This window comes from Pseudomonas sp. FW305-96, from assembly GCF_058783825.1.
In genome coordinates this window covers 1-20,120 of the sequence record NZ_JBYSYW010000046.1, presented here as the reverse complement: position 1 = coordinate 20,120, position 20,120 = coordinate 1, and the positions used below count along the sequence as shown (strand labels likewise).

The 20,120-nt window shown below is 65.3% G+C and carries 20 protein-coding genes; 13 read left to right on the top strand and 7 right to left on the bottom strand.

Annotated elements, in window-relative coordinates; all coding sequences use genetic code 11:
* Nucleotides 1-30 precede the first annotated feature (30 nt).
* From peaB to AC3WL2_RS24285, 4 genes are all read left to right on the top strand, one after another.
* On the top strand, nucleotides 31-1,461 hold the full coding sequence (gene peaB, locus AC3WL2_RS24300; protein ID WP_102684852.1) for a quinohemoprotein amine dehydrogenase maturation protein: 1,431 nt from the start codon (nucleotides 31-33) through the stop codon (nucleotides 1,459-1,461).
* Nucleotide 1,462: 1 nt separating this feature from the next.
* Nucleotides 1,463-1,786, top strand: a complete 324-nt coding sequence (gene qhpC / locus AC3WL2_RS24295; RefSeq protein WP_094012540.1) for a quinohemoprotein amine dehydrogenase subunit gamma — start codon at nucleotides 1,463-1,465, stop codon at nucleotides 1,784-1,786.
* Nucleotides 1,787-1,805: 19 nt separating this feature from the next.
* Nucleotides 1,806-2,927, top strand: coding sequence for a quinohemoprotein amine dehydrogenase subunit beta (gene peaD, locus AC3WL2_RS24290; protein WP_102684851.1), 1,122 nt, complete (start codon nucleotides 1,806-1,808; stop codon nucleotides 2,925-2,927).
* Nucleotides 2,928-3,035: 108 nt separating this feature from the next.
* The gene (locus tag AC3WL2_RS24285) at nucleotides 3,036-4,718 is read left to right on the top strand and encodes an AMP-binding protein (RefSeq protein ID WP_102684850.1); all 1,683 of its coding nucleotides are present in this window, start codon (nucleotides 3,036-3,038) and stop codon (nucleotides 4,716-4,718) included.
* A gap of 12 nt (nucleotides 4,719-4,730) precedes the next feature.
* On the opposite strand, the gene AC3WL2_RS24280 is transcribed toward AC3WL2_RS24285, so the two are convergent.
* From AC3WL2_RS24280 to AC3WL2_RS24270, 3 genes are all read right to left on the bottom strand, one after another.
* Entirely contained in the window at nucleotides 4,731-5,288 is a 558-nt protein-coding gene (locus AC3WL2_RS24280) for a TetR/AcrR family transcriptional regulator (RefSeq protein WP_102684849.1), read from the bottom strand.
* 157 nt (nucleotides 5,289-5,445) lie between these two features.
* On the bottom strand, nucleotides 5,446-6,597 hold the full coding sequence (locus AC3WL2_RS24275) for an acyl-CoA dehydrogenase family protein (RefSeq protein ID WP_038706259.1): 1,152 nt from the start codon (nucleotides 6,595-6,597) through the stop codon (nucleotides 5,446-5,448).
* Between the two features lie 16 nt (nucleotides 6,598-6,613).
* Nucleotides 6,614-7,684 (bottom strand): enoyl-CoA hydratase/isomerase family protein, encoded by a 1,071-nt coding sequence (locus AC3WL2_RS24270; RefSeq protein ID WP_102684848.1) that lies wholly within the window; start codon nucleotides 7,682-7,684, stop codon nucleotides 6,614-6,616.
* 314 nt (nucleotides 7,685-7,998) lie between these two features.
* Here AC3WL2_RS24270 and AC3WL2_RS24265 point away from each other — a divergent pair, with 314 nt between their 5' ends.
* From AC3WL2_RS24265 to AC3WL2_RS24255, 3 genes are all read left to right on the top strand, one after another.
* The gene (locus AC3WL2_RS24265) at nucleotides 7,999-8,847 is read left to right on the top strand and encodes a helix-turn-helix transcriptional regulator (RefSeq protein WP_102684847.1); all 849 of its coding nucleotides are present in this window, start codon (nucleotides 7,999-8,001) and stop codon (nucleotides 8,845-8,847) included.
* Between the two features lie 67 nt (nucleotides 8,848-8,914).
* Nucleotides 8,915-10,405 (top strand): aldehyde dehydrogenase, encoded by a 1,491-nt coding sequence (locus AC3WL2_RS24260; protein WP_102684846.1) that lies wholly within the window; start codon nucleotides 8,915-8,917, stop codon nucleotides 10,403-10,405.
* Nucleotides 10,406-10,427: 22 nt separating this feature from the next.
* Nucleotides 10,428-11,819, top strand: a complete 1,392-nt coding sequence (locus AC3WL2_RS24255; protein ID WP_102684845.1) for an aspartate aminotransferase family protein — start codon at nucleotides 10,428-10,430, stop codon at nucleotides 11,817-11,819.
* Nucleotides 11,820-11,857: 38 nt separating this feature from the next.
* Here AC3WL2_RS24255 and AC3WL2_RS24250 read toward each other — a convergent pair whose 3' ends face one another.
* Nucleotides 11,858-12,064 carry a tautomerase family protein gene (locus AC3WL2_RS24250; RefSeq protein WP_046855364.1) on the bottom strand — a complete coding sequence of 69 codons (207 nt, stop codon included), beginning with the start codon at nucleotides 12,062-12,064 and terminating at the stop codon, nucleotides 11,858-11,860.
* 16 nt (nucleotides 12,065-12,080) lie between these two features.
* Nucleotides 12,081-12,815 (bottom strand): SDR family NAD(P)-dependent oxidoreductase, encoded by a 735-nt coding sequence (locus AC3WL2_RS24245; protein ID WP_102684844.1) that lies wholly within the window; start codon nucleotides 12,813-12,815, stop codon nucleotides 12,081-12,083.
* A 125-nt stretch (nucleotides 12,816-12,940) separates the two neighbouring features.
* Between AC3WL2_RS24245 and AC3WL2_RS24240 the strand changes: the two genes are divergently transcribed.
* From AC3WL2_RS24240 to AC3WL2_RS24225, 4 genes are all read left to right on the top strand, one after another.
* Nucleotides 12,941-13,861, top strand: a complete 921-nt coding sequence (locus tag AC3WL2_RS24240) for a LysR family transcriptional regulator (RefSeq protein ID WP_102684843.1) — start codon at nucleotides 12,941-12,943, stop codon at nucleotides 13,859-13,861.
* A 101-nt stretch (nucleotides 13,862-13,962) separates the two neighbouring features.
* A complete protein-coding gene (locus AC3WL2_RS24235) occupies nucleotides 13,963-14,232 on the top strand; it encodes a PA2433 domain-containing protein (RefSeq protein ID WP_102684842.1) in 270 nt (89 codons plus the stop codon).
* 134 nt (nucleotides 14,233-14,366) lie between these two features.
* Complete coding sequence (locus tag AC3WL2_RS24230) at nucleotides 14,367-15,065, top strand: MOSC domain-containing protein (protein ID WP_102684841.1); 699 nt, start codon at nucleotides 14,367-14,369, stop codon at nucleotides 15,063-15,065.
* Nucleotides 15,066-15,106: 41 nt separating this feature from the next.
* Complete coding sequence (locus AC3WL2_RS24225; RefSeq protein ID WP_102684840.1) at nucleotides 15,107-16,042, top strand: 5'-nucleotidase; 936 nt, start codon at nucleotides 15,107-15,109, stop codon at nucleotides 16,040-16,042.
* 38 nt (nucleotides 16,043-16,080) lie between these two features.
* Here AC3WL2_RS24225 and AC3WL2_RS24220 read toward each other — a convergent pair whose 3' ends face one another.
* Nucleotides 16,081-16,398, bottom strand: coding sequence for a DUF2388 domain-containing protein (locus AC3WL2_RS24220; protein ID WP_102684839.1), 318 nt, complete (start codon nucleotides 16,396-16,398; stop codon nucleotides 16,081-16,083).
* A gap of 153 nt (nucleotides 16,399-16,551) precedes the next feature.
* On the opposite strand from AC3WL2_RS24220, the gene AC3WL2_RS24215 reads away from it, so the two are divergent.
* A complete protein-coding gene (locus AC3WL2_RS24215; protein ID WP_102684838.1) occupies nucleotides 16,552-17,178 on the top strand; it encodes a glutathione S-transferase family protein in 627 nt (208 codons plus the stop codon).
* A 144-nt stretch (nucleotides 17,179-17,322) separates the two neighbouring features.
* The gene (locus AC3WL2_RS24210; RefSeq protein ID WP_256582686.1) at nucleotides 17,323-18,087 is read left to right on the top strand and encodes an RHS repeat-associated core domain-containing protein; all 765 of its coding nucleotides are present in this window, start codon (nucleotides 17,323-17,325) and stop codon (nucleotides 18,085-18,087) included.
* Nucleotides 18,088-18,195: 108 nt separating this feature from the next.
* Here AC3WL2_RS24210 and mrdA read toward each other — a convergent pair whose 3' ends face one another.
* Nucleotides 18,196-20,082, bottom strand: a complete 1,887-nt coding sequence (gene mrdA, locus AC3WL2_RS24205) for a penicillin-binding protein 2 (protein ID WP_102684836.1) — start codon at nucleotides 20,080-20,082, stop codon at nucleotides 18,196-18,198.
* Between the last annotated feature and the right edge of the window lie 38 nt (nucleotides 20,083-20,120).

Below are 20,120 nucleotides of genomic sequence, written 5' to 3'. Positions count from 1 at the left end.
ACCTGACCAATTGCTTATCGGGAGGTCGCCATGGGCGCACTACTGAACCTGGTCGAACGCAACCTGCACGAAGTGCAGGTCGATGCCGACCGCATGCTGTTCCATATCCCCAGCAGTTCGCTGTTCGCCACCGACGCGGTGACCGGCGGCATCATCGACACCCTGCGCCGCCAGGGCTGTTCCGCCGAGGAGCTGCTGCAGCAGCTCGGCCAGCAGTTCGACGGGCAGGACATCGAGGAAACCCTGCGCGAGCTGATCGCCCTGGAAGTGGTCAGCGACGGTTCGCCGCTGACCCCGGAAATCGCCCTGAAACAGGTCGAGCGCACCGCGCTGAACACCGTGGTGCTCAACGTCAACACCGGCTGCAACCTCAGCTGCACGTACTGCTACAAGGAGGACCTCGACAAGCCCTCCGCCGGCAAGAAGATGAACAGCGCCACCGCCGAAGCCTCGGTGGAGATGCTGCTCAAGGAGTCGCCGAACGAGGAGCGCTACAGCGTGGTGTTCTTCGGCGGCGAGCCGCTGTCCAACCGGGCGTTGATCGAGCACATGGTGGCGTACTGCGAGCGACGCTTCGCCGAGGCGGGCAAGCAGGTCGAGTTCATCATGACCACCAATGCCACGCTGCTCACCGAAGAGATCGTCGACTGGCTCGATGCCCACCGCTTCGGCCTGTCGATCAGCATCGACGGGCCCAAGACCGTGCACGATCGCAACCGCATCACCGTGGGCGGGCAGGGCACCTACGACGTGGTGCGGCGCAAGGCCGACATGCTGCTGTCGCGTTACCGCAGCCGGCCGGTGGGGGCGCGGGTTACGCTGACCCGTGGCATCACCGATATCGAGACCATCTGGAACCACCTGTTCAACGAGATGGGCTTCGCCGAGGTGGGGTTCGCCCCGGTGACCTCCGGTGACATGGCCGACTTCAACCTCACCGGCCACGAGCTGGTGCAGGTGTTCGCCAACATGAAGGCCCTCGGCCGGCGTTACCTGGAGGCGGCGCTGGAGCACCGCAACATCGGCTTCTCCAACCTGCACCAGCTGATCACCGACATTCACGAAGGCCACAAGAAGGCCCTGCCATGCGGTGCCGGGCTGAAGATGCTGGCGGTGGACCACGAGGGCGAGCTGAACCTGTGCCACCGCTTCACCGGCTCCAGCCTGCCGACCTTCGGCAATGTGCACCAGGGCGTGAAGCAGGCGCAGCTCAACGATTTTCTCTCGCAGCGCCTGGACCGCAGCGGCACCGGCTGCGACAGCTGCCGCATCCGCAACCTGTGTTCCGGCGGTTGCTACCACGAAAGCTACGCCCGCTATGGCGACCCGCAGCATCCGACCTACCACTATTGCGAGCTGATGCGCGACTGGGTCGACTTCGGCATCGAGGTCTACAGCCGCATCATGGCCGTCAACCCGGCCTTCATCGATCGCTACATCACTCCCCGGAAGGCGCACTGACATGAAGCACCTCAAACCGCTGAACAACAAGGCGCGCATCCTCGAGCAGGCGGCCGCCGAAGACCGCGTCGAGGACGTGCTGGCGATGAGCGCCGTGGCCGGCTGCACCGCCACCACCGACCCGGGCTGGGAAGTGGACGCCTTCGGTGGCGTCAGCTCGTTGTGCCAGCCGATGGAGGCCGACCTGTACGGTTGCTCCGACCCTTGCTGGTGGCCAGCCCAGGTGCCGGACATGATGAGTACCTACCAGGACTGGAACGCCCAGGCGACCAACTCCGCCGAAGACTGGCGCAACCTCGGCACCGTATTCCCGAAAGACAAATAGAACGACAAGGGGAAACCGCATGAAACCTGGACTCTGCGCGCAACTCGCGCTCACCGTCGCCGCCACGGCCTGCGCCTGGGCGGCCCAGGCCGACGACGCAGGCAAGGCCCTGAAGGCCGGCCATGAGTATCTGATCGCCACCAACTACCCGAACAACCTGCACGTGGTCGAGGTGGCCAGCGACACGCTGTACAAGACCTGCCGCATGCCCGATTCGTTCGGCCCCGGCACGGCGATGATGGCGCCGGACAACCGCACCGCCTACGTGCTCAACAATCATTTCGCCGATATCTATGGCATCGACCTGGACAGCTGCAAGACCACTTTCCACGCCAACCTGTCCAGCGTGCCGGGCGAGGTCGGCAAGGCCATGTACTCCTTCGCCATCAGCCCCGACGGCAAGGAGGTGTACGCCACGGTCAACCCCAGCCAGCGCCTGAACGACCACTATGTGGTCAAGCCGCCGCGCCTGGAAGTGTTCCGCACCGGCGACGGCCTGGATGCCAAGCCCGTGCGCAGCTTCCCGATGCCGCGCCAGGTGTACCTGATGCGCGCCGCCGACGACGGCAGTCTCTATGTGGCCGGGCCGGACATCTACAAGCTGGATGTCAACACCGGCAAATACTCCGTCGCACTGCCGCTGCGCAGCTGGAACCGCCCGGGCTACAGCGCACCGGACGTGCTGTACTTCTGGCCGCACCAGAGTTCGTTGCACGAGTTCTCGATGCTCTACACCATTGCCAGGTTCAAGGACGCCAAGCAGGACCCGGCCACCGCCGAGCCGCTTTATGGCTACCTGAGCATCGACCTGAAAACCGGCAAGGCCCATACCCAGGAGTTCGCCGAGCTGACCGAGCTGTACTTCACCGGCCTGCGCTCGCCGAAGGACCCGAACCAGATGTACGGCGTGCTCAATCGCCTGGCCCGCTACGACATCGCGCAGAAGAAGCTGGTCAAGGCCGCCAACCTGGACCATACCTACTACTGCGTGACCTTCGACAAGTCCGGCGACAAGCTCTACCTGGGCGGGACATTCAACGACCTGGCGGTGTTCGACCCCGATACGCTGGAGAAGGTGGGGAACATCAAACTGCCCGGTGGCGACATGTCGACCACCACGCCGCAGGTGTTCGTTCGCTAACGCCATCGCGGGGCAAGCCCGCTCCCACGCCGACCACACTGGACCGGTGGGAGCGGGCTTGCCCCGCGATAGGGCCGCGTCAGGCAAAACAAAGACAAGAGACAGCCCATGCCACAGCCCAGCCACACCCAAGGCTCTAATGTCACTCCATTGCTCACCCACTGCATCGGCGACGCCTTCGACGCCACCGTCGCCCGCTTCCCCGACCGCGAGGCCCTGATCGTCCGCCACCAGCAGTTGCGCTACACCTGGCGGCAGCTGGCCGATGCGGTCAACCAGCACGCCCGCGCGCTGATGGCCCTGGGCGTGCAGGTCGGCGACCGCTTAGGGATCTGGGCGCCCAACTGCGCCGAATGGTGCATCACCCAGTTCGCCAGCGCCAAGATCGGCGCGATCCTGGTCAACATCAACCCGGCCTACCGCAGCAGCGAACTGGAATACGCCCTGGGCCAGTCGGCCTGCCAGTGGGTGATCTGCGCCGACGCCTTCAAGACCTCCGACTACCACGCCATGCTGCTGGACCTGGTGCCCGAACTACGCGCCTGCCGAGCGGGCGAGCTGCAAAGCGCGCGCCTGCCCGCGTTGCGCGGGGTCATCAGCCTGGCGGCGACGCCACCTGGTGGCTTGCTGGCCTGGTCGGCGTTGCAGGCCCGTGCCGGGGAAACCGCCCCCGGGCAACTGGCCGCGCGCCAGGCCAGCCTGCACCGGCACGCGCCGATCAACATCCAGTACACCTCCGGCACTACCGGGTTTCCCAAGGGCGCGACCCTCAGCCACCACAACATCCTCAACAACGGCTACATGGTCGGCGAAAGCCTCGGATTGACCGAGCATGACCGGCTGGTGGTACCGGTGCCGCTGTACCACTGCTTTGGCATGGTCATGGCCAACCTCGGCTGCATGACCCACGGCAGCACCCTGATCTACCCCAATGACGCCTTCGATCCGCTGCTCACCCTGCAGGCTGTGGCCGAAGAACGCGCCACCGCCCTGTACGGCGTGCCGACCATGTTCATCGCCGAGCTCGATCACCCGCGTCGCCATGAATTCGACCTGTCCAGCCTGCGCACCGGGATCATGGCTGGCGCCACCTGCCCGATCGAGGTGATGCGTCGGGTGATCGACGAAATGCACATGGGCGAGGTGCAGATCGCCTACGGCATGACCGAGACCAGCCCGGTGTCGTTGCAGACCGGCGCCGCCGACGACCTGGAGCGCCGGGTGACCAGCGTCGGTCGCACCCAGCCGTGGCTGCAGAGCAAGGTGATCGACAGCGCAGGCACTACCCTGGCACGCGGCGAGATCGGCGAGCTGTGCACCCGCGGCTACAGCGTGATGCTCGGCTACTGGGACAACCCCAAGGCTACCGCCGAGAGCATCGACGCCGAGGGCTGGATGCACACCGGCGACCTGGCGGTGATGGACGAACAGGGCTACGTGCGCATCGTCGGGCGCAGCAAGGACATGATCATCCGCGGTGGCGAGAACATCTATCCGCGGGAGCTGGAGGAGTTCTTCTTCACCCACCCGGCGGTGGCCGACGTGCAGGTGATCGGCATCCCCTGCAGCCGCTATGGCGAGGAGATCGTCGCCTGGATTCGCCTGCACCCGGGGCAGACCCTGGGCGAGGAAGAACTGCGTGAATGGGCGCGGGCGCGTATCGCGCATTTCAAGGTGCCGCGCCATTTCCGCTTCGTCGATGAATTCCCGATGACGGTGACCGGCAAGGTGCAGAAGTTCAGGATGCGCGAGATCAGCATCGCGGTACTGGCGGGCGGCGAGGGCCGCTAGCCGCCTCTAAGTTCAGGCCTGGGCCCGCGCGCCGTTGAGGAACAACTGCTCCAGGGTCTGCGCGGTGTTGGCGCTGGCGGCGCGGCCACGGCGTTCGGCATCGACCATGCCGTAGATCATGGTGATGAACATCTCGGTGAATACCGCTGCGCTGATGTCGATGCGCAGCACGCCCAGTTGCTGGGCGCGCAGGAAGAACGCATCCATGGCCTGGGTGTAAGCCAGCCAGCGGCGGTCTTCGGCGTTATTGAGCAAGGTGTCGGGGCGGTACTGGAACATCAGGAACACCAGCATCTCACGGTGCTTGAGGTGTTCGGCGATCAGGTGGTGAATGCCGTTCAACGGTTCGGTGCGTTCCAGGTCGGCTTCCTGGATGACGTGGTTGAGCACTTGCTCGCCATGATCCTCGAGCAGGTTCACCAGGTTCTCGCGGGTGCCGCAGAAGCGGTGCAGGGTGGCCTTGCTGACCCCGGCGGTTTCCGCCAGCTCTTTCAGGGTGGCGCGGGGATGGACGACAATGGCATGGGCCAGCGCCTTGAGCAGGCGTTCTTCTTGGAGGGATCTGCGCATGTGGGACCTCGAGTCGGGGTTCGGCTGTGGGGCAGGCGAAAAGAGACGAAAGATCCATCACTGTATCATATGAGACGAATAAATCTCATTGGTTGAACAATTCATCGCGGGTCAAGGCTGCCCCACCGTGGGAGCGGGCCGACCCGCGATGGGTACGTCAGATCGGATAATGCTTCAGCTCACGGGCGATCAGCATGCGCTGGATCTCGCTGGAGCCCTCGTAAATCTGGGTGATCCGCGCATCCCGATAGTACTTCTCCACCGGGTAGTCTTCCAGGTAGCCGTAGCCGCCATGCACCTGGATCGCCATCGAGCAGACCCGCTCGGCCATCTCGGAGGCAAACAGCTTGGCCTGGGAGGCCTCCGACAGGCAAGGTTTGCCCGCGCTGCGCAGACGCGCGGCGTGCAGGATCAGCAGGCGGCTGGCGTTGATCTGCACCTGCATGTCGGCCAGCAGGTTGGCGATGCTCTGGTGCTCGTTGATCGGCTTGCCGAACTGGATGCGCTCGCGGGAGTAGGTCAGTGCCGCCTCGAAGGCTGCGCGGGCGATGCCCAGGGCTTGGGCGGCGATGCCGATGCGCCCGCCTTCGAGATTGGACAGGGCGATGGCCAGGCCCTTGCCGCGCTCGCCGAGCAGGTTGGCGGCCGGGATGCGGCAGTTGTCCAGGGTCACCGCGCAGGTGTCGGAGGCGCGGATGCCCATCTTGTGTTCGCTGCGGTCGACCTTGAACCCGGGGTTGTCGGTGGGCACCAGGAACGCCGAGAGGCCTTTCTTGCCCAGCTCCGGGTCGGTCACGGCGAAGACGATGGCCAGCTTGGCGCGGCGGGCATTGCTGACGAACTGCTTGGCGCCATTGATCACCCACTGGCCATCGACCAGTTCGGCGCGGGTGCGCAGGTTGTGCGCCTCGGAGCCGGCCTGGGGCTCGGTCAGGCAGAAGCAGCCGATCACCTCGCCGCTGGCCAGTGGCGGCAACCAGGCCTGCTGTTGTTCAGGCGTGCCGTAGGCCAGCAACGGGCCGCAGCCCACCGAGTTGTGAATGCTCATCAACGCCCCAATGGCGCCGTCGCCGGCGGCGATCTCCTCGACCGCCAGGGCATAGGCGACGTAGTCGGTGTAGCTGCCGCCGAAGTCCTCCGGCACCACCATGCCGAGCAGACCCAGCTCGCCCATCTTGCGTACCACGTCGTCATCGATCCAGGCGGCCTTCTCCCAGGCCTGGGCATGGGGGGCGATCTCGCCGCGGGCGAAGTCGCGCGCCATGTCGCGGATCATGATCTGTTCTTCGCTCAGTTCCAGGTCTTGCATCTGTGTACTCCCGGGCTCACAGGCCTTCGAAGAATTGGTCGACGCGCTGCGCGGTGAGTTCGCCCAGGGTCGGCGGGTTCCAGCGCGGCTGCTTGTCCTTGTCGATGATCAGGGCGCGCACGCCCTCGATGATGTCGCCGTGGGCGAACCACTGGCGGTCGATGTGCAGTTCCATGGCGAAACAGTCTTCCAGGCTCAGGTGGCGGCCACGGCGCAGCAGCTCCAGGGTCACGGCCATGGCCAGCGGCGAGCGGGTTTCCAGCAGGGCGGCAGTCTCCAGCGCCCACGGGTGGCTGTCGCCGATGGTCACGGCTCGCAGCTGTTCGATGATGCTGGGCAGGTCGGGCAGGGCGAAGAAGTGGTCGATCACCGGGCGCAGGCGCGCCAGCGGGGCGTCCTCGAGCACCTGAGTGCCGAGCTTGGCCAGCAGGCCCTGCAGGTCCTTCAGCGGATGCTCGCCGAATACCAGGCGGTCCAGGCCTTCATCCAGCGCGGCCAGCCTGGCGCTGTCCAGGTACCAGTCGGCCAAGCCACAATACAGAGCGTCGGCAGCCTTGACCTGGGTACCGCTGACGCCCAGGTAGATGCCCAGCTCGCCGGGCACTCGGGACAGGAAGTAGCTGCCGCCGACGTCCGGGAAGTAGCCGATACCCACCTCGGGCATCCCTAGGCGGCTGCGCTCGGTGACGATGCGCAGGTCGCAGCCCTGGGCCAGGCCCATGCCGCCGCCGAGGGTGAAGCCATCCATCAATACCAGCACCGGCTTGCGGTAGCGGTGCAGGCACAGGTCCAGGGCATATTCCTCGACGAAGAACTCCTCGTGCAGCTTTTCGCCGGCCTTGAAGCTGTCGTGCAGCGAGCGGATGTCGCCGCCGGCGCAGAAACCCTTGGGCCCCTCGCCACGCAGCATCACGGCCTGCACCTGCGGGTCCTGCGCCCATTGGTCGAGGTGGTGCTGCAGGCTGCGCACCATGTCCAGGGTCAGGGCGTTGAGGCCGGCTGGGCGGTTGAGGGTGAGGTGGCCAATGTGGTTGCGGACCTCGGCCAGTACCTGATCCGTTGCCGAGGGTTGAGCGTGCGCGGTCATCGCGGTCTCCCTGCTTTGTTATTGATTTTCCAAGTGAAGTCCTGGAGTGCGCGAGCGGATCGGTCGATCCTGTCATGCAAAATTACCTTGCACAATTGGCAAATCTGCAGGGCTGCCCTGCATTTTTGTCGTCACGCGCGCTCTTGGCCGAGGCACCCACTGTAGCAACTACCGGTTACCTGTAGGAGCTTGCCCCGCGATGGCGTCGCTACAGGCGGAACGATGGTCGCCTCTCACCCCGAAGGGTGATAGCCGCCCCGTCCCCCCCCATGAAACAATCCCGGCCAGCACTCACCCTGGCGGGGAAGACAATAATGAGCAATGCCCAGCTGAATTCGCCCGACTGGTATGCGCAGATGGCCCGCGTGGTCGATGCCATCGGCACCCCCGGCTTCGTCGAGGCACTGTTCGCCGCGCTCAACCAACTGGCAGCGTGCCAGGCCATCACCGTGTTCCTGTATCCGCGCAAGGGCTTGCCGTCGGCGCTGTTCGCCAAGGACGACGAGGGGCCCTGGCTGCCCGAGGGCAACGTGCAGAAGTACCTGGAGGGCTATTACCTGCTGTGCCCGTTCTACCGCGCCTGCATGGATGGCGTGCCCGCCGGCTTCTATCGCCTGAGCGATGTGGCGCCCGACCATTTCAAGCGCAGCGAGTACTACACCTCGTTCTACCAGCATGCTCACCTCGAGGACGAACTCAACTACCTGGTGCCGCTGGACGCCCAGCTGACCATCGCCGTGGCCCTGGGCAGCACCCGGCGCCTGGGCAGCCGCCAGGTGGCCGAGCTCAAGTGCGTCGCCGCCTGGGTGGTGGCGGTGGTGCGCCGCCACTGGGGCCAGTTGGATGCCGAGGCCCTGGGTGGACGCTTCGAAAGCGCGCTGGGGCGGCAGATCAACGCTGCGCTGAACAACTTCGGCTCGTCCTTGCTCACCGAGCGTGAGTGCCACATCGCCCAGTACTTGCTGCGCGGCCATTCCACGCGTTCGCTGGCCGAACGCCTGGGTATCAGCGAAGACACGGTCAAGACCCACCGCAAGAACCTCTACGCCAAGCTCGACATCGCCACCCAGGCCGAGCTGTTCTCGCTGTTCATCGCCTCGCTGGCCCAGGCCCAGGAAGGCTTGAGCAAGGACCCGCTGGAAAGCTACCTGCGACGGCGCTGACACACCGCTTCACCTCATCCAGACAACGACAATCACCGGCCCGCGTGTGGCCGGAGGGGAGACCTGCGTGCATACGAAAAGCGATTGGCTGCAGCGCGCCGCGCGGCAAAGCTTCATCACCACCGCGTTGATCGACGGGCGCCCGGTGGCGGCCCGCGACGGCGCCACCTTCGCCGCCATCAACCCGGCGACCGAGCAGTGCCTGGCCCAGGTCGCCGCCTGTGCCGACAGCGAGATCGACCAGGCGGTGAGCGCCGCCCGCCGCGCCTTCGAGCACGGTCCCTGGGCACGCATGGCGCCGGCCGAGCGCAAGCGCGTACTGCTGCGCCTGGCCGAGCTGATGTTGGCCCACCGCGAGGAACTGGCGCTGCTCGACTCGCTGAACATGGGCAAGCCGGTGATGGATGCCTACACCATCGATGTGCCCGGCGCGGCCCAGGTGTTCGCCTGGTATGGCGAAGCGCTGGACAAGCTCTATGACCAGGTCGCCCCGACCGCCGCCAGCGCCGTGGCGATGATCAGCCGCGAGGCGCTGGGCGTGGTCGGCGCGGTGGTGCCGTGGAACTTCCCGCTGGACATGGCCGCCTGGAAGGTCGCCCCGGCGCTCGCCGCAGGCAACAGCGTGGTGCTCAAGCCCGCCGAGCAGTCGCCATTCTCGGCTCTGCGCCTGGCCGAGCTGGCCCTGGAGGCCGGGTTGCCGGAGGGCGTGCTCAACGTGGTACCGGGCCTGGGCGAAACCGCTGGCCGTGCCCTGGGCCTGCACCCGGACGTGGATTGCCTGGTGTTCACCGGGTCCACCCAGGTGGGCAAGTACTTCATGCAGTATTCGGCGCAGTCGAACCTCAAGCAGGTGTGGCTCGAATGCGGCGGCAAGAGCCCGAACCTGGTGTTCGACGATTGCCGCGACCTCGACCTGGCGGCGCAAAAGGCCGCGTTCGGCATCTTCTTCAACCAGGGCGAGGTGTGCTCGGCCAATTCGCGGCTGTACGTGCAGCGCTCGATCCACGACGAGTTCGTCGAGCGTCTGCTGCGCCAGGCCCGTGAATGGCTGCCGGGCGACCCGCTGGATCCGGCCAGCCGTGCCGGCGCCATCGTCGATGCCACGCAGACCGCGCGTATCGAAGCCGCCATCGGCCAGGCCCGGGAGCAGGGCGCACGACTGCGCTGCGGCGGTGAGCGCCTGAGCGTGAACGGCTCGCGCAACTTCATCACGCCAACGATCTTCACCGACGTGCGCCAGGACATGGCCCTGGCCCGTGACGAGATCTTCGGCCCGGTGCTGGCGGTCAGCACCTTCGACGACGAGGAGCAGGCCATCGCCCTGGCCAACGACAGCGTTTATGGGCTGGCCGCGTCGGTGTGGAGCGACGATCTCAACCGTGCCCACCGCGTTGCCCGACGGCTCAGGGCCGGCACGGTGTCGGTCAACACCGTCGACGCCCTGGATGTGACCGTGCCGTTCGGTGGTGGGCGCCAGTCCGGTTTCGGTCGCGACCTCTCGCTGCATTCGTTCGACAAGTACACCCAGCTCAAGACCACCTGGATCCAGCTGCGCTGATATTCACCCGAGGAGAACAACAATGAACGCACCCATCACCCCGGCGACCGGCAAACGCGATACCCGCGACTACCAGGCTGGCGACGCCGCCCACCACATTCACGCCTTCCTCGACCAGAAGGCGCTCAACGCCGAGGGACCGCGGGTCATCACTCGCGGCGAGGGCCTGTACCTGTGGGACAACGACGGTCGCCGCTACCTGGACGGCATGTCCGGCCTGTGGTGCACCCAGCTCGGTTATGGCCGCAAGGACCTGACTGCCGCCGCCGCCGCGCAGATGGACCAGTTGGCCTACTACAACATGTTTTTCCACACCACCCACCCGGCGGTAATCGAGCTGTCCGAGCTGCTGTTCAGCCTGCTGCCCGGCCACTACAGCCACGCCATCTACACCAACTCCGGCTCCGAGGCCAACGAGGTGCTGATCCGCACCGTGCGCCGTTACTGGCAGGTGGTCGGCCAGCCGCGCAAGAAGATCATGATCGGCCGCTGGAACGGCTACCACGGCTCGACCCTGGCGGCCACGGCGTTGGGTGGTATGAAGTTCATGCACGAAATGGGCGGGTTGATCCCGGATGTGGCGCATATCGACGAACCGTACTGGTTCGCCGCGGGTGGCGAGCTGACCCCGGCGGAATTCGGCCGCCGTTGCGCCCAGCAACTGGAGGAGAAGATCCTCGAACTGGGCGCCGAGAACGTTGCGGGCTTCATCGCCGAGCCGTTCCAGGGCGCCGGCGGCATGATCTTCCCGCCCGAGAGCTACTGGCCCGAGATCCAGCGCATCTGCCGCCAGTACGACGTGCTGCTGTGCGCCGACGAGGTGATCGGTGGTTTCGGCCGCACCGGCGAATGGTTTGCCCACCAGCACTTCGGCTTCGAGCCGGATACGCTGTCCATCGCCAAGGGCCTGACCAGTGGCTACGTGCCCATGGGCGGCCTGGTGCTGAGCAAGCGTATCGCCGAGGCTTTGGTGGAGCGGGGCGGGGTGTTCGCCCACGGCCTGACCTATTCCGGCCACCCGGTGGCGGCGGCGGTAGCCATCGCCAACCTCAAGGCCTTGCGCGACGAGGGTATCGTGCGTCGGGTCAAGGACGACACCGGCCCGTACCTGCAGCGCATCCTGCGCGAGGTGTTTGCCGATCACCCGTTGATCGGTGAAGTACAGGGCACCGGCCTGGTGGCAGCCTTGCAGTTCGTCGAGGACAAGGCCACGCGCAAGCGCTTCGCCAACGAGAACGACCTGGCCTGGCAGTGCCGCACCTTCGGTTTCGAGGAAGGCGTGATCATCCGCTCGACCCTGGGGCGGATGATCATGGCGCCGGCCCTGGTGGCCAGCCGTGGCGAGCTGGACGAACTGGTGGAGAAGACGCGTATCGCGGTGGACCGTGTAGCACGATCGGTGGGCCGAGGCTGAAACCCGGGGCGCGCAGGCGCCCCTTCGACGGTGAAGCGTCAGCGACGTTCGCGCTGGCGCAGCGCCGTCACCGTCTCACCCGCGACCCCCCAGTTGTCGGTGGGCACCTCCTCGATGACCACGAAAGTGCTTGCCGGTGGCTTGTTCAGCACCTGTTCCAGCAAACGCGTGGTGCCTTCGATCAGCTGGCGTTTGTGTTCGGCGGTGACGCCTTCTTCGGTGACGCGGATATGGACATAAGGCATGTGCGTGGCTCCCGTTTCAGTGCCAGGTGCCGGCGGTGCTGCCACCGTCGACGGGCAGCACGGCGCCGCTGACGAAGCGCGCGTCGGTCAGGTACAGCACGGCGTTCACCACGTCCTCGGGCTGGCCGGTGCGTCCACTCGGCGACAGTGCGCCGAGGCCTTCGGTGCTGCCGTTGTGCAGCGGGGTGTCGATGATCCCCGGGGCCACGGCGTTGACCTGCACGCCGCTGGCAGCCAGTTCCAGCGCCAGGCCCTTGACCGCCTGGTTCAGCCCGCCCTTGACCAGCACCGGCAACAGTGCCGGCACGCGGGTGTCCGGTTGCAGCGCCACCGAAGCGGTGATCGCGACGATATGCCCGTGCCCTTGGGCCTTCATCACCCGGGCGGCGGCCTGGGCGGGGTAGAAGAAACCCTTGAGGTTGGTGCCGACCAGCGCGTCGACATCGGCCTCGGTGTAGTCGGTCACAGGTTTCGGGATGAAGATGCCGGCGTTGTTGACCAGGATATCGACCCGGCCAAAAGCTTCCTGGGCGGCGGCGAACAGTCGCTCGGCGGTAGCTTTCTCGGCAATGTCGCCAGCCACGCCGATGAAGCCCGGCGGGTTGCCCAGGCGAGCGGCGGCCTGGTCCAGGCGAGCCTGGGTGCGGGCGTTGCCGACCACGTTGTCGCCACGTTCGAGGAAGGCCTGGGCCAGGGCGAAGCCCAGGCCGCTGGAGGCGCCGGTGATGATGACGGTTCTTGCGCTGCTCATGGGGAAAGTCTCCGGTGGTTCGAGCCAGTGCTCGGGTGTGCAGCCACTCTAGGCTGCAACGCCGACTTGAAAAATGAGGCGTGGGGCATTTCAATCGATACATCATGTAATCAATCGAGCCGCCCATGACCCGCCACTTCGATGATCTGCAACTGGGCAGCCTGGAGCTGTTCTGCCTTGCCGCCGATGCCGGCAGCTTTACCGAAGCCGCGACCCTCGCCAGTGTCACCCCCGCGGCAGTGAGCCGCTCGGTGGCGCGCCTGGAGGAACGCCTGGGCGTGCGCCTGTTCGTGCGTACAACCCGGCAGATGCGCTTGAGCGAGGCCGGCCAGGCCTACTACCAGCATTGCCGCCAGGCATTGGGTCAATTGGTCGAGGCCGAGCGCCAGGTCACCGGTGGCCAGCTCGAGCCCGCAGGCTGCCTGCGCATCAGTGCGCCGACGCCTTACGCTCATCACCGCCTGTTGCCGCTGCTGCCGCGTTTTCGCCAACGCTATCCGCGGGTGCAGGTGGATGTGCATGTGAGCAACCGTAACGTCGATTTCGCCGAAGAGCATTTCGACCTGGCGATTCGCGGCCGCGCACCGGCCGATTCGCGGCTGGTGGCCCGGCGCCTGGAGGATGCCGAGTTGGTGGTGGTCGCCACCCCGGACTACCTGGCCCGGGCCGGTGTGCCACAGACCCTCGAGGACCTGGCCGGGCACGAATGCATCCAGTTCGAACTGCCCAGCAATGGCCGGCGTCCCCCCTGGAGTTTTCGTCGCGAGGGCCAATGGGTCGAGCTGGAAACCCAGGGCGCCTTCACCTGCCTGGGTGACTTTCTCGCCACCACCACTCTGGTGCGTCACGGCGGCGGCCTGATGCAGGCCTACCGGTTCACCGTGCAGGACGCCCTGGACAGCGGCGAGCTGGTGGAGGTGCTGGCCGGGCATGGCGGCACGTCGCGGCCGTTCATGCTGGTGTATCCCCAGGCCCGGCACATGCCGCTGAAGGTCCGCGTGTTCATCGACTTCCTGATGGCCGAGGTGGGTGTACCGTTGGGCTGAAGCCCTGTGGCGCCGACCTTGGCGGACTATGCTCTGTGCTGCGTCGGCCAACTGGCTGGCGGATGTTCCGGCAGTCAGGTTGTTTCCCAGGAGAACACTCCATGAAATCCATGACACTGCTAGTGATCACTTGCGTACTGAGCTTCGCCGCCCATGCCGAGGATGGCCCGGAGACCAACTGCGATGCCAAGATCAAGGACCTGGAATACATCAGTAAGAGCGATGGCCAGGCCTTGCATGGCGGCATGGCCGCCGACTACCACAAGCTGCTCGAGCAGGCCAAGGCCGCCCAGGCCAAAGGCGACATGACTACCTGCCAGGCCTCGGCGGACCGTGCCAAGACGATCTACAACAAGGCGCGGGGCAAGTAGGCACCGTTCGAAACCTCTCGGGGGCAAGCCCGCTCCTGCAGGAACGGGCTTGGAGGCAGCTCCGGCAATCGGTTGGTTGGGCCTCTCGCGGGCTCTGGTGTAAGCTCTCCCGGTCCTTCTCACGAGACCGCCGCATGACCTCGCCCAGCCCGCGCCTGGACTGCCTGCTCACCGGCAGCGCCCGGCCATTCACCCGCCCAGGTTCCCTCAGCGCCATCGACAAGCAACCCCGCCAAGGCCCCTTGCGGGTGACCTTGCTCGGTATCGCCGGTGACGAACAGGGCGATCTGCGCGTGCACGGCGGCGTCGAGAAGGCCATCCACCACTATCCCCGCGATCACTACCCCGACTGGGTCGCGGAACTCGGCGAACACCCCTTGCTGACCCGGCCGGGTGCCTTCGGCGAGAACTTCAGCAGCAGCGGCTGGCGCGAGGCCGATGTGTGCCTGGGCGACCGTATCCGCGTCGGCACGGCATTGCTGGAGATCTCCCAGGGGCGCATGCCGTGCTGGAAGCTCAACGACCGTTTCGACGTGGCGCAGATGGCGCTGCGGGTGCAGCAGAGCGGGCGCACCGGCTGGTACTACCGGGTGCTGGAGGAGGGCGAGGTACAGGCGGGCGATGCCCTGCAACTGGTCGAGCGGCCCTATGGCCAGTGGTCGGTGGCGCGGCTTTCGGCGGTGCTGTTCGACAAGCAGCTGGAGCCCGACCTGTTGCGTGAATGCCTGGAACTGCCGCTGGTGCCGAACTGGCGTCGCACCCTGGAAAAGCGCCTGGAGCAACGCCAGGTCGAGGACTGGACTTCGCGCCTGCAAGGTCGCAGCGAAAGCTGAACGGCATCGCGCACAACATTTACCCACACAAGGAATGCCCCATGGCCTTCGAACTGGATGATCGCCTGGTCATCGGTGTCGCTTCCAGCGCCGTGTTCGACCTGAGCGAGTCGGACGCCGTGTTCCGCCGCGACGGCGAGGCGCAATACCGCAAGTACCAGGAGCAGCACCTGGATGAGCCGCTGGGCAAGGGCATTGCCTATCCCTTCATCAAGCGCCTGCTGGCGCTCAATGACCTGCGCGGCGACCCCGAGGACCCGCTGGTGGAGGTGGTATTGCTGTCGCAGAACGACCCGGACACCGGCATGCGGGTGATGAAGACCATTGGTCACTACGGCTTGAACATGACCCGGGCGATCTTCACCCAAGGCCGCTCGCCGTATGAGTACATCCCGGCGTTGAACATCGCGCTGTTCCTGTCCGCCGACAAGCAGCACGTGGACGCCGCGATCAAGGCTGGTTACCCGGCGGGGCAGGTGCTGGATTCGAAGTTCGACGACGATGAAAGCGACGATAACCTGCGCATCGCCTTCGACTTCGACGGTGTGCTGGCCGGCGATGAGTCGGAAGCGGTGATGCAGTCGGGCGGCCTGGGCAGCTTCCACGCCCATGAAGTGATCAATGTCACCCAGCCGCACAACCCCGGCCCGCTCAAGGAGTTCTTCGTGCGCATTGCCCGCATCCAGGCCGCCGAGGAGCAGCACAAGCTGGCCAATCCCACTTACGAGAACCGCCTGCGGGTGTCGATCGTCACGGCGCGCAACGCACCTTCACACGAGCGGGCGCTCAATACCCTGAAAAGCTGGGGGGTAATGGCCAATGATGCGTTCTTCCTGGGTGGTATCGAGAAGCGCAGGGTATTGCAGGTGCTAAAGCCGCACATCTTCTTCGATGACCAGTCCGGGCACCTTAAGAGCACCAGCACGGTGGTGCCGTCGGTGCATATCCCGTTCGGTGTGACCAACCGCCCGGGCTGACCGGCGCCGCGCAAGCGGCGCCAGGTCGCCCTGGTCCGTCAGTGATCCGCCAGCCTGTCATCCTGTGACAGCAGCGCCTGGGCCAGCTCTTCGTCACTGGCCTGCAGCCCCGGATTGGCCTGGCGCACCTCGGCCAGCGCCGCTTCCAGATAGGCCCCGCGAATGGCACCGCCACTGGCGACGAAGGCCGACAGCTCGTCGCGGGCCGGGATGATCCGTTTGTCATCCTTGAAGGTCGAGTACAGCGAGGCGGAGACCCCCGCCGAGGTGGCGACGTCCCCAGCATCGACGCGGGCCAGGGCGGCACCGGCAGGGAGCAGGAGCAGCAGCGAGGGAACGAGCAGTAAGTGGCGCATGGCGAGTCCTCCGGAAAGGTGATGCCCAAGGGTGTTACTGCATGTTCATAAGAGCGGCGCCGGGTGTCAGGAGTTCCTTGCCACATTGACCCCGGCCTTTGCCCATGATTTGCTCGCTGTCCTGCAGCCTGCCAATCAAAGGAACCGGATGCCATGGCCGAATATACGCTTCACTGCTTTGCCGAGTCGGGAAACGCCTACAAGGCCGCGCTGATGCTGGAACTCACCGGCCAGGACTGGGCGCCGGTGTTCGTCGATTTCTTCCATGGCCAGACCCGTGGGCAGGACTGGCGTGACGCGGTCAACGAGCAAGGAGAGGTGCCGGTGCTGGAACATGCCGGCGAGAAGCTTACCCAATCGGCGCTGATCCTCGACTACCTGGCCGAGCGCACCGGCCAGTTCGGCCCGCGTGACGATCACGAGAAGCGCGAGATCTGGCGCTGGCTGCTGTTCGACAACCACAAGTTCACCAGCTACTACGCGGCGTTGCGCTTCATCTACTGCCTGAAGCAGATGGGCGAGTCGGATGTCACCCGCTTCCTGCGCGAGCGGGCCAGGGCGGCGTACCAGATCGTCGATGCGCACCTGGCGAAGACGCCGTTCATGGTGGGTGGGCGACTGACCATCGCCGATCTTTCGCTGGCGGGCTATGTGTATATGCCCGAGGACACTGGCCTGGCGGTTGGCGAGTTCCGTCATATCGAGGCCTGGAAACAGCGAATCCAGGACATTCCAGGGTGGAAACATCCCTACGACTTGATGCCGAGAGCCGCTGGCTGAGGCAACGCCAGACCTGCCGGTACAGGCTTGCCTTGCGGTAGCGCGCCCGGTATGCAGGTTGGCAGGCCTGGCATTTTTGTCAGTTGCGGGCTAATGGAGTTGCTTGCACAGTCACGCAGACAGGAACTTTGTCCAGGAGTCTGCATGTCAGTATCAACTGTTAGCTCGAAAATGGTCCTGCTGGCCACCGACCGGCACGGTTCGATACTGCGTCATCATGCGTCGCAGGCCAGCCTTCCGGTTCCCTACACCGCGTTTGGGTATCGGCCATTTGCCAATGGGTTGCCCCTGATGCTGGGTTTCAATGGCCAGTTGCAGGAACTGCAGGTTGGGGGCTACCTGCTTGGCAATGGCTATCGGGCATACAGCCCGGTGCTGATGCGCTTCCTGTCACCCGACAGTTTCAGCCCCTTTGGAGACGGTGGCCCAAATGCCTATGTTTACTGCAGCGAAGATCCTGTGAACGCAGTCGACCCGTCAGGACACAAGCCTAAATACAAGATAAAAATCGAGATATACCACCCTAAAGGACCCGTTCCTGGTGGTGATCCTACCCCGACCCGACAACAGATCTGGAACCAGCCTGGAAATACCGCAAACCTCAAGCTTGAAGCGAAACCCAATGCGTTTACGTCGCACGTGGAGAACCTGTATGTATTCGAGTCAGGGGACGGTAAACCCATGTATGTTCTTGGGTTCCATGTAAAGGAAATGCAGAAGATAGCCAGTCGCTGGGAAGCGATATCCAAGGGGCCAGTTGATAGTGAAGGCGTATTGGCTTCCCTGACCAGCCGGGCCAAGGAAATATCCAAGATGGGCACCAACCTCTATAACCAGGCAGCCGATCGCGAAAATAGAAATGTGAATTTTGTGCAGGACAAGACCCCCGGAATCCGGGAAAACTCATGACTAAAATTCAGTGAAGGCGCTCATCGGTGGAAGTGTGTGGACCGCGCTCAGTCCCGACGTTTCCAATCACTCCCAGCCCAGCTCACAAGCCTCGAGGCAGGCACGGGCCTATGAATGTGGCACCGCCTTGGCCAACCCCGCATATTGCGCCTTCAAATGTCCCTGCTCATCCAGCAGGTAGGCATCCATCACCTCGCGCACCACCGGTCCCGCTACGCGGCCACCGGCCTCGCCGTTCTCGATCATCACCGCCACCACCAGCGCCGGATGATCGGCCGGGGCAAAACCGACGAACAGGGCGTTATCGCGGTGGCGCTCGAGGGTCTTGTTGCGGTTGTAGCGCTCACCCTGCTTGATCGCCACCACCTGCGCGGTGCCGCTCTTGCCGGCGATGCGGTACTGGGCGCCGGCGGCGGATGCGCGGGCGATGCCGCGCGGGTCGTGCATGACCATCTGCATGCCCTGGCTGACCTGGTCCCAGGCATGCTTGTCGTGCAGCACGATATCCGCCATCGGATGCGGGTCGACCGGCGCCTGGCCACCGATGGTCAGAGCCAGGTGCGGGCGGTGCCACACGCCCTTGCTGGCCAGCAGGCTGGTGGCCTGGGCCAGTTGCAGCGGGGTCACCTGCATGTAGCCCTGGCCAATGCCGAGAATCAGCGTTTCGCCGGGGAACCAGGCCTGGCGCCGGGTGGCGCGTTTCCACGCTTGGGACGGCATCAGCCCCGGCGCTTCCTCGAACATGTCAAGCGAGACCTTCTGGCCGAGGCCGAACTCGGCCATGTAGTCGTGCAGGCGGTCGATGCCCAGCTTGTGCGCCAGGTCGTAGAAGTAGGTGTCGTTGGAGCGCATGATCGCGCTGTACAGGTCCACCCAGCCATCGCCCGTGCGGTTCCAGTTGCGGTACTTGTGCTCGTAGTTGGGCAGTTCGTAGTAGCCGGGGTCGAACACCCGGCTGCCGGGGGTGATCACGCCGCTGTCGAGGCCGGCGATGGCCACCTCCGGCTTGACCGTCGAACCTGGGGCGTACAGCCCGCGCAGCACGCGGTTGAACAGCGGCCGGTCGATGGAATCGCGCAGGGCGGCGTACTGCTTGAAGCTGATGCCCTTGACGAACAGGTTGGGGTCGAACGCCGGGTTGCTGACCATCGCCAGCACGTCGCCATTGGCCGGGTCGAGCACCACCACCGCGCCGCGCCGATCGCCCAGGGCCTTCTCGGCGGCTTGCTGCAGGTGGGCGTCGAGGCTCAGCACGATGTCCTTGCCCGGCACCGGGTCGTGGTGATTGAGCACGCGCATCACCCGGCCCTGGGCGTTGGTCTCGACTTCCTCGTAGCCCACCTGGCCGTGCAACTGGGCCTCGTAGAAACGCTCGATGCCGGTCTTGCCGATGGACTGGGTGCCACGGTAGGCGGTGCTGTCGAGGCTCTTGGCTTCTTTCTCGTTGATGCGTCCGACGTAGCCGACCGAATGGGCGAAGTGTTCGGCCAAGGGGTACTCGCGAATGAATTGCGGCTCCACCTCCAGCCCCGGCAGACGGAACTGGTTGACCGCGATCAGGGCGATCTGCTCCTCGCTCAGGCCGACCAGCAGGGTCACCGGCTCGAACGGCTTGCGGCCGCGGCGCAGATCCTTGTCGAACTGCTGGCGGTCGTCATCGGACAGTCCCAGGACTTGCGCCAGGTTGTCGAGCACCTTCTTCGAATCGCCGGCCCGCTCGCGGGTCATGGTCAGGTTGAAGCTGGGCTTGTTGTCGGCCAGCACCACGCCGTTGCGATCGAAGATCAGGCCGCGTTCGGGCGGGATCGGCAGCACGTGCACGCGGTTGTTTTCCGACACCGCCGACTGCTGGTCGTGCTGCAACACCTGCAGCACGTAGAGCCGGCCTACCAGTACCGCAACCAGGCCGAGCACCAGCAGGGCGCAGGCCAGCAGCCGGCGGTTGACCAGGTGCTTTTCCTTTTCGTGGTCCTTTAGGGGAATGGGTTGCGGCATTGGGGCAGGAAAGCGGCGGGTGGGGGCGGCGATGCTAC

Excerpts from the sequence above, each read along its gene's own strand:
- AC3WL2_RS24230 (WP_102684841.1), top strand. The coding sequence starts at position 14,367 with ATGACCTCGCCCAGCCCGCGCCTGGACTGCCTGCTCACCGGCAGCGCC.
- AC3WL2_RS24245 (WP_102684844.1), bottom strand. The coding sequence starts at position 12,815 with ATGAGCAGCGCAAGAACCGTCATCATCACCGGCGCCTCCAGCGGCCTG.
- AC3WL2_RS24225 (WP_102684840.1), top strand. The coding sequence starts at position 15,107 with ATGGCCTTCGAACTGGATGATCGCCTGGTCATCGGTGTCGCTTCCAGC.
- AC3WL2_RS24210 (WP_256582686.1), top strand. The coding sequence starts at position 17,323 with ATGTCAGTATCAACTGTTAGCTCGAAAATGGTCCTGCTGGCCACCGAC.
- AC3WL2_RS24265 (WP_102684847.1), top strand. The coding sequence starts at position 7,999 with ATGAGCAATGCCCAGCTGAATTCGCCCGACTGGTATGCGCAGATGGCC.
- AC3WL2_RS24270 (WP_102684848.1), bottom strand. The coding sequence starts at position 7,684 with ATGACCGCGCACGCTCAACCCTCGGCAACGGATCAGGTACTGGCCGAG.
- AC3WL2_RS24250 (WP_046855364.1), bottom strand. The coding sequence starts at position 12,064 with ATGCCTTATGTCCATATCCGCGTCACCGAAGAAGGCGTCACCGCCGAA.
- mrdA (WP_102684836.1), bottom strand. The coding sequence starts at position 20,082 with ATGCCGCAACCCATTCCCCTAAAGGACCACGAAAAGGAAAAGCACCTG.
- peaD (WP_102684851.1), top strand. The coding sequence starts at position 1,806 with ATGAAACCTGGACTCTGCGCGCAACTCGCGCTCACCGTCGCCGCCACG.
- peaB (WP_102684852.1), top strand. The coding sequence starts at position 31 with ATGGGCGCACTACTGAACCTGGTCGAACGCAACCTGCACGAAGTGCAG.
- AC3WL2_RS24280 (WP_102684849.1), bottom strand. The coding sequence starts at position 5,288 with ATGCGCAGATCCCTCCAAGAAGAACGCCTGCTCAAGGCGCTGGCCCAT.
- qhpC (WP_094012540.1), top strand. The coding sequence starts at position 1,463 with ATGAAGCACCTCAAACCGCTGAACAACAAGGCGCGCATCCTCGAGCAG.
- AC3WL2_RS24235 (WP_102684842.1), top strand. The coding sequence starts at position 13,963 with ATGAAATCCATGACACTGCTAGTGATCACTTGCGTACTGAGCTTCGCC.
- AC3WL2_RS24285 (WP_102684850.1), top strand. The coding sequence starts at position 3,036 with ATGCCACAGCCCAGCCACACCCAAGGCTCTAATGTCACTCCATTGCTC.
- AC3WL2_RS24275 (WP_038706259.1), bottom strand. The coding sequence starts at position 6,597 with ATGCAAGACCTGGAACTGAGCGAAGAACAGATCATGATCCGCGACATG.
- AC3WL2_RS24215 (WP_102684838.1), top strand. The coding sequence starts at position 16,552 with ATGGCCGAATATACGCTTCACTGCTTTGCCGAGTCGGGAAACGCCTAC.
- AC3WL2_RS24255 (WP_102684845.1), top strand. The coding sequence starts at position 10,428 with ATGAACGCACCCATCACCCCGGCGACCGGCAAACGCGATACCCGCGAC.
- AC3WL2_RS24220 (WP_102684839.1), bottom strand. The coding sequence starts at position 16,398 with ATGCGCCACTTACTGCTCGTTCCCTCGCTGCTGCTCCTGCTCCCTGCC.
- AC3WL2_RS24240 (WP_102684843.1), top strand. The coding sequence starts at position 12,941 with ATGACCCGCCACTTCGATGATCTGCAACTGGGCAGCCTGGAGCTGTTC.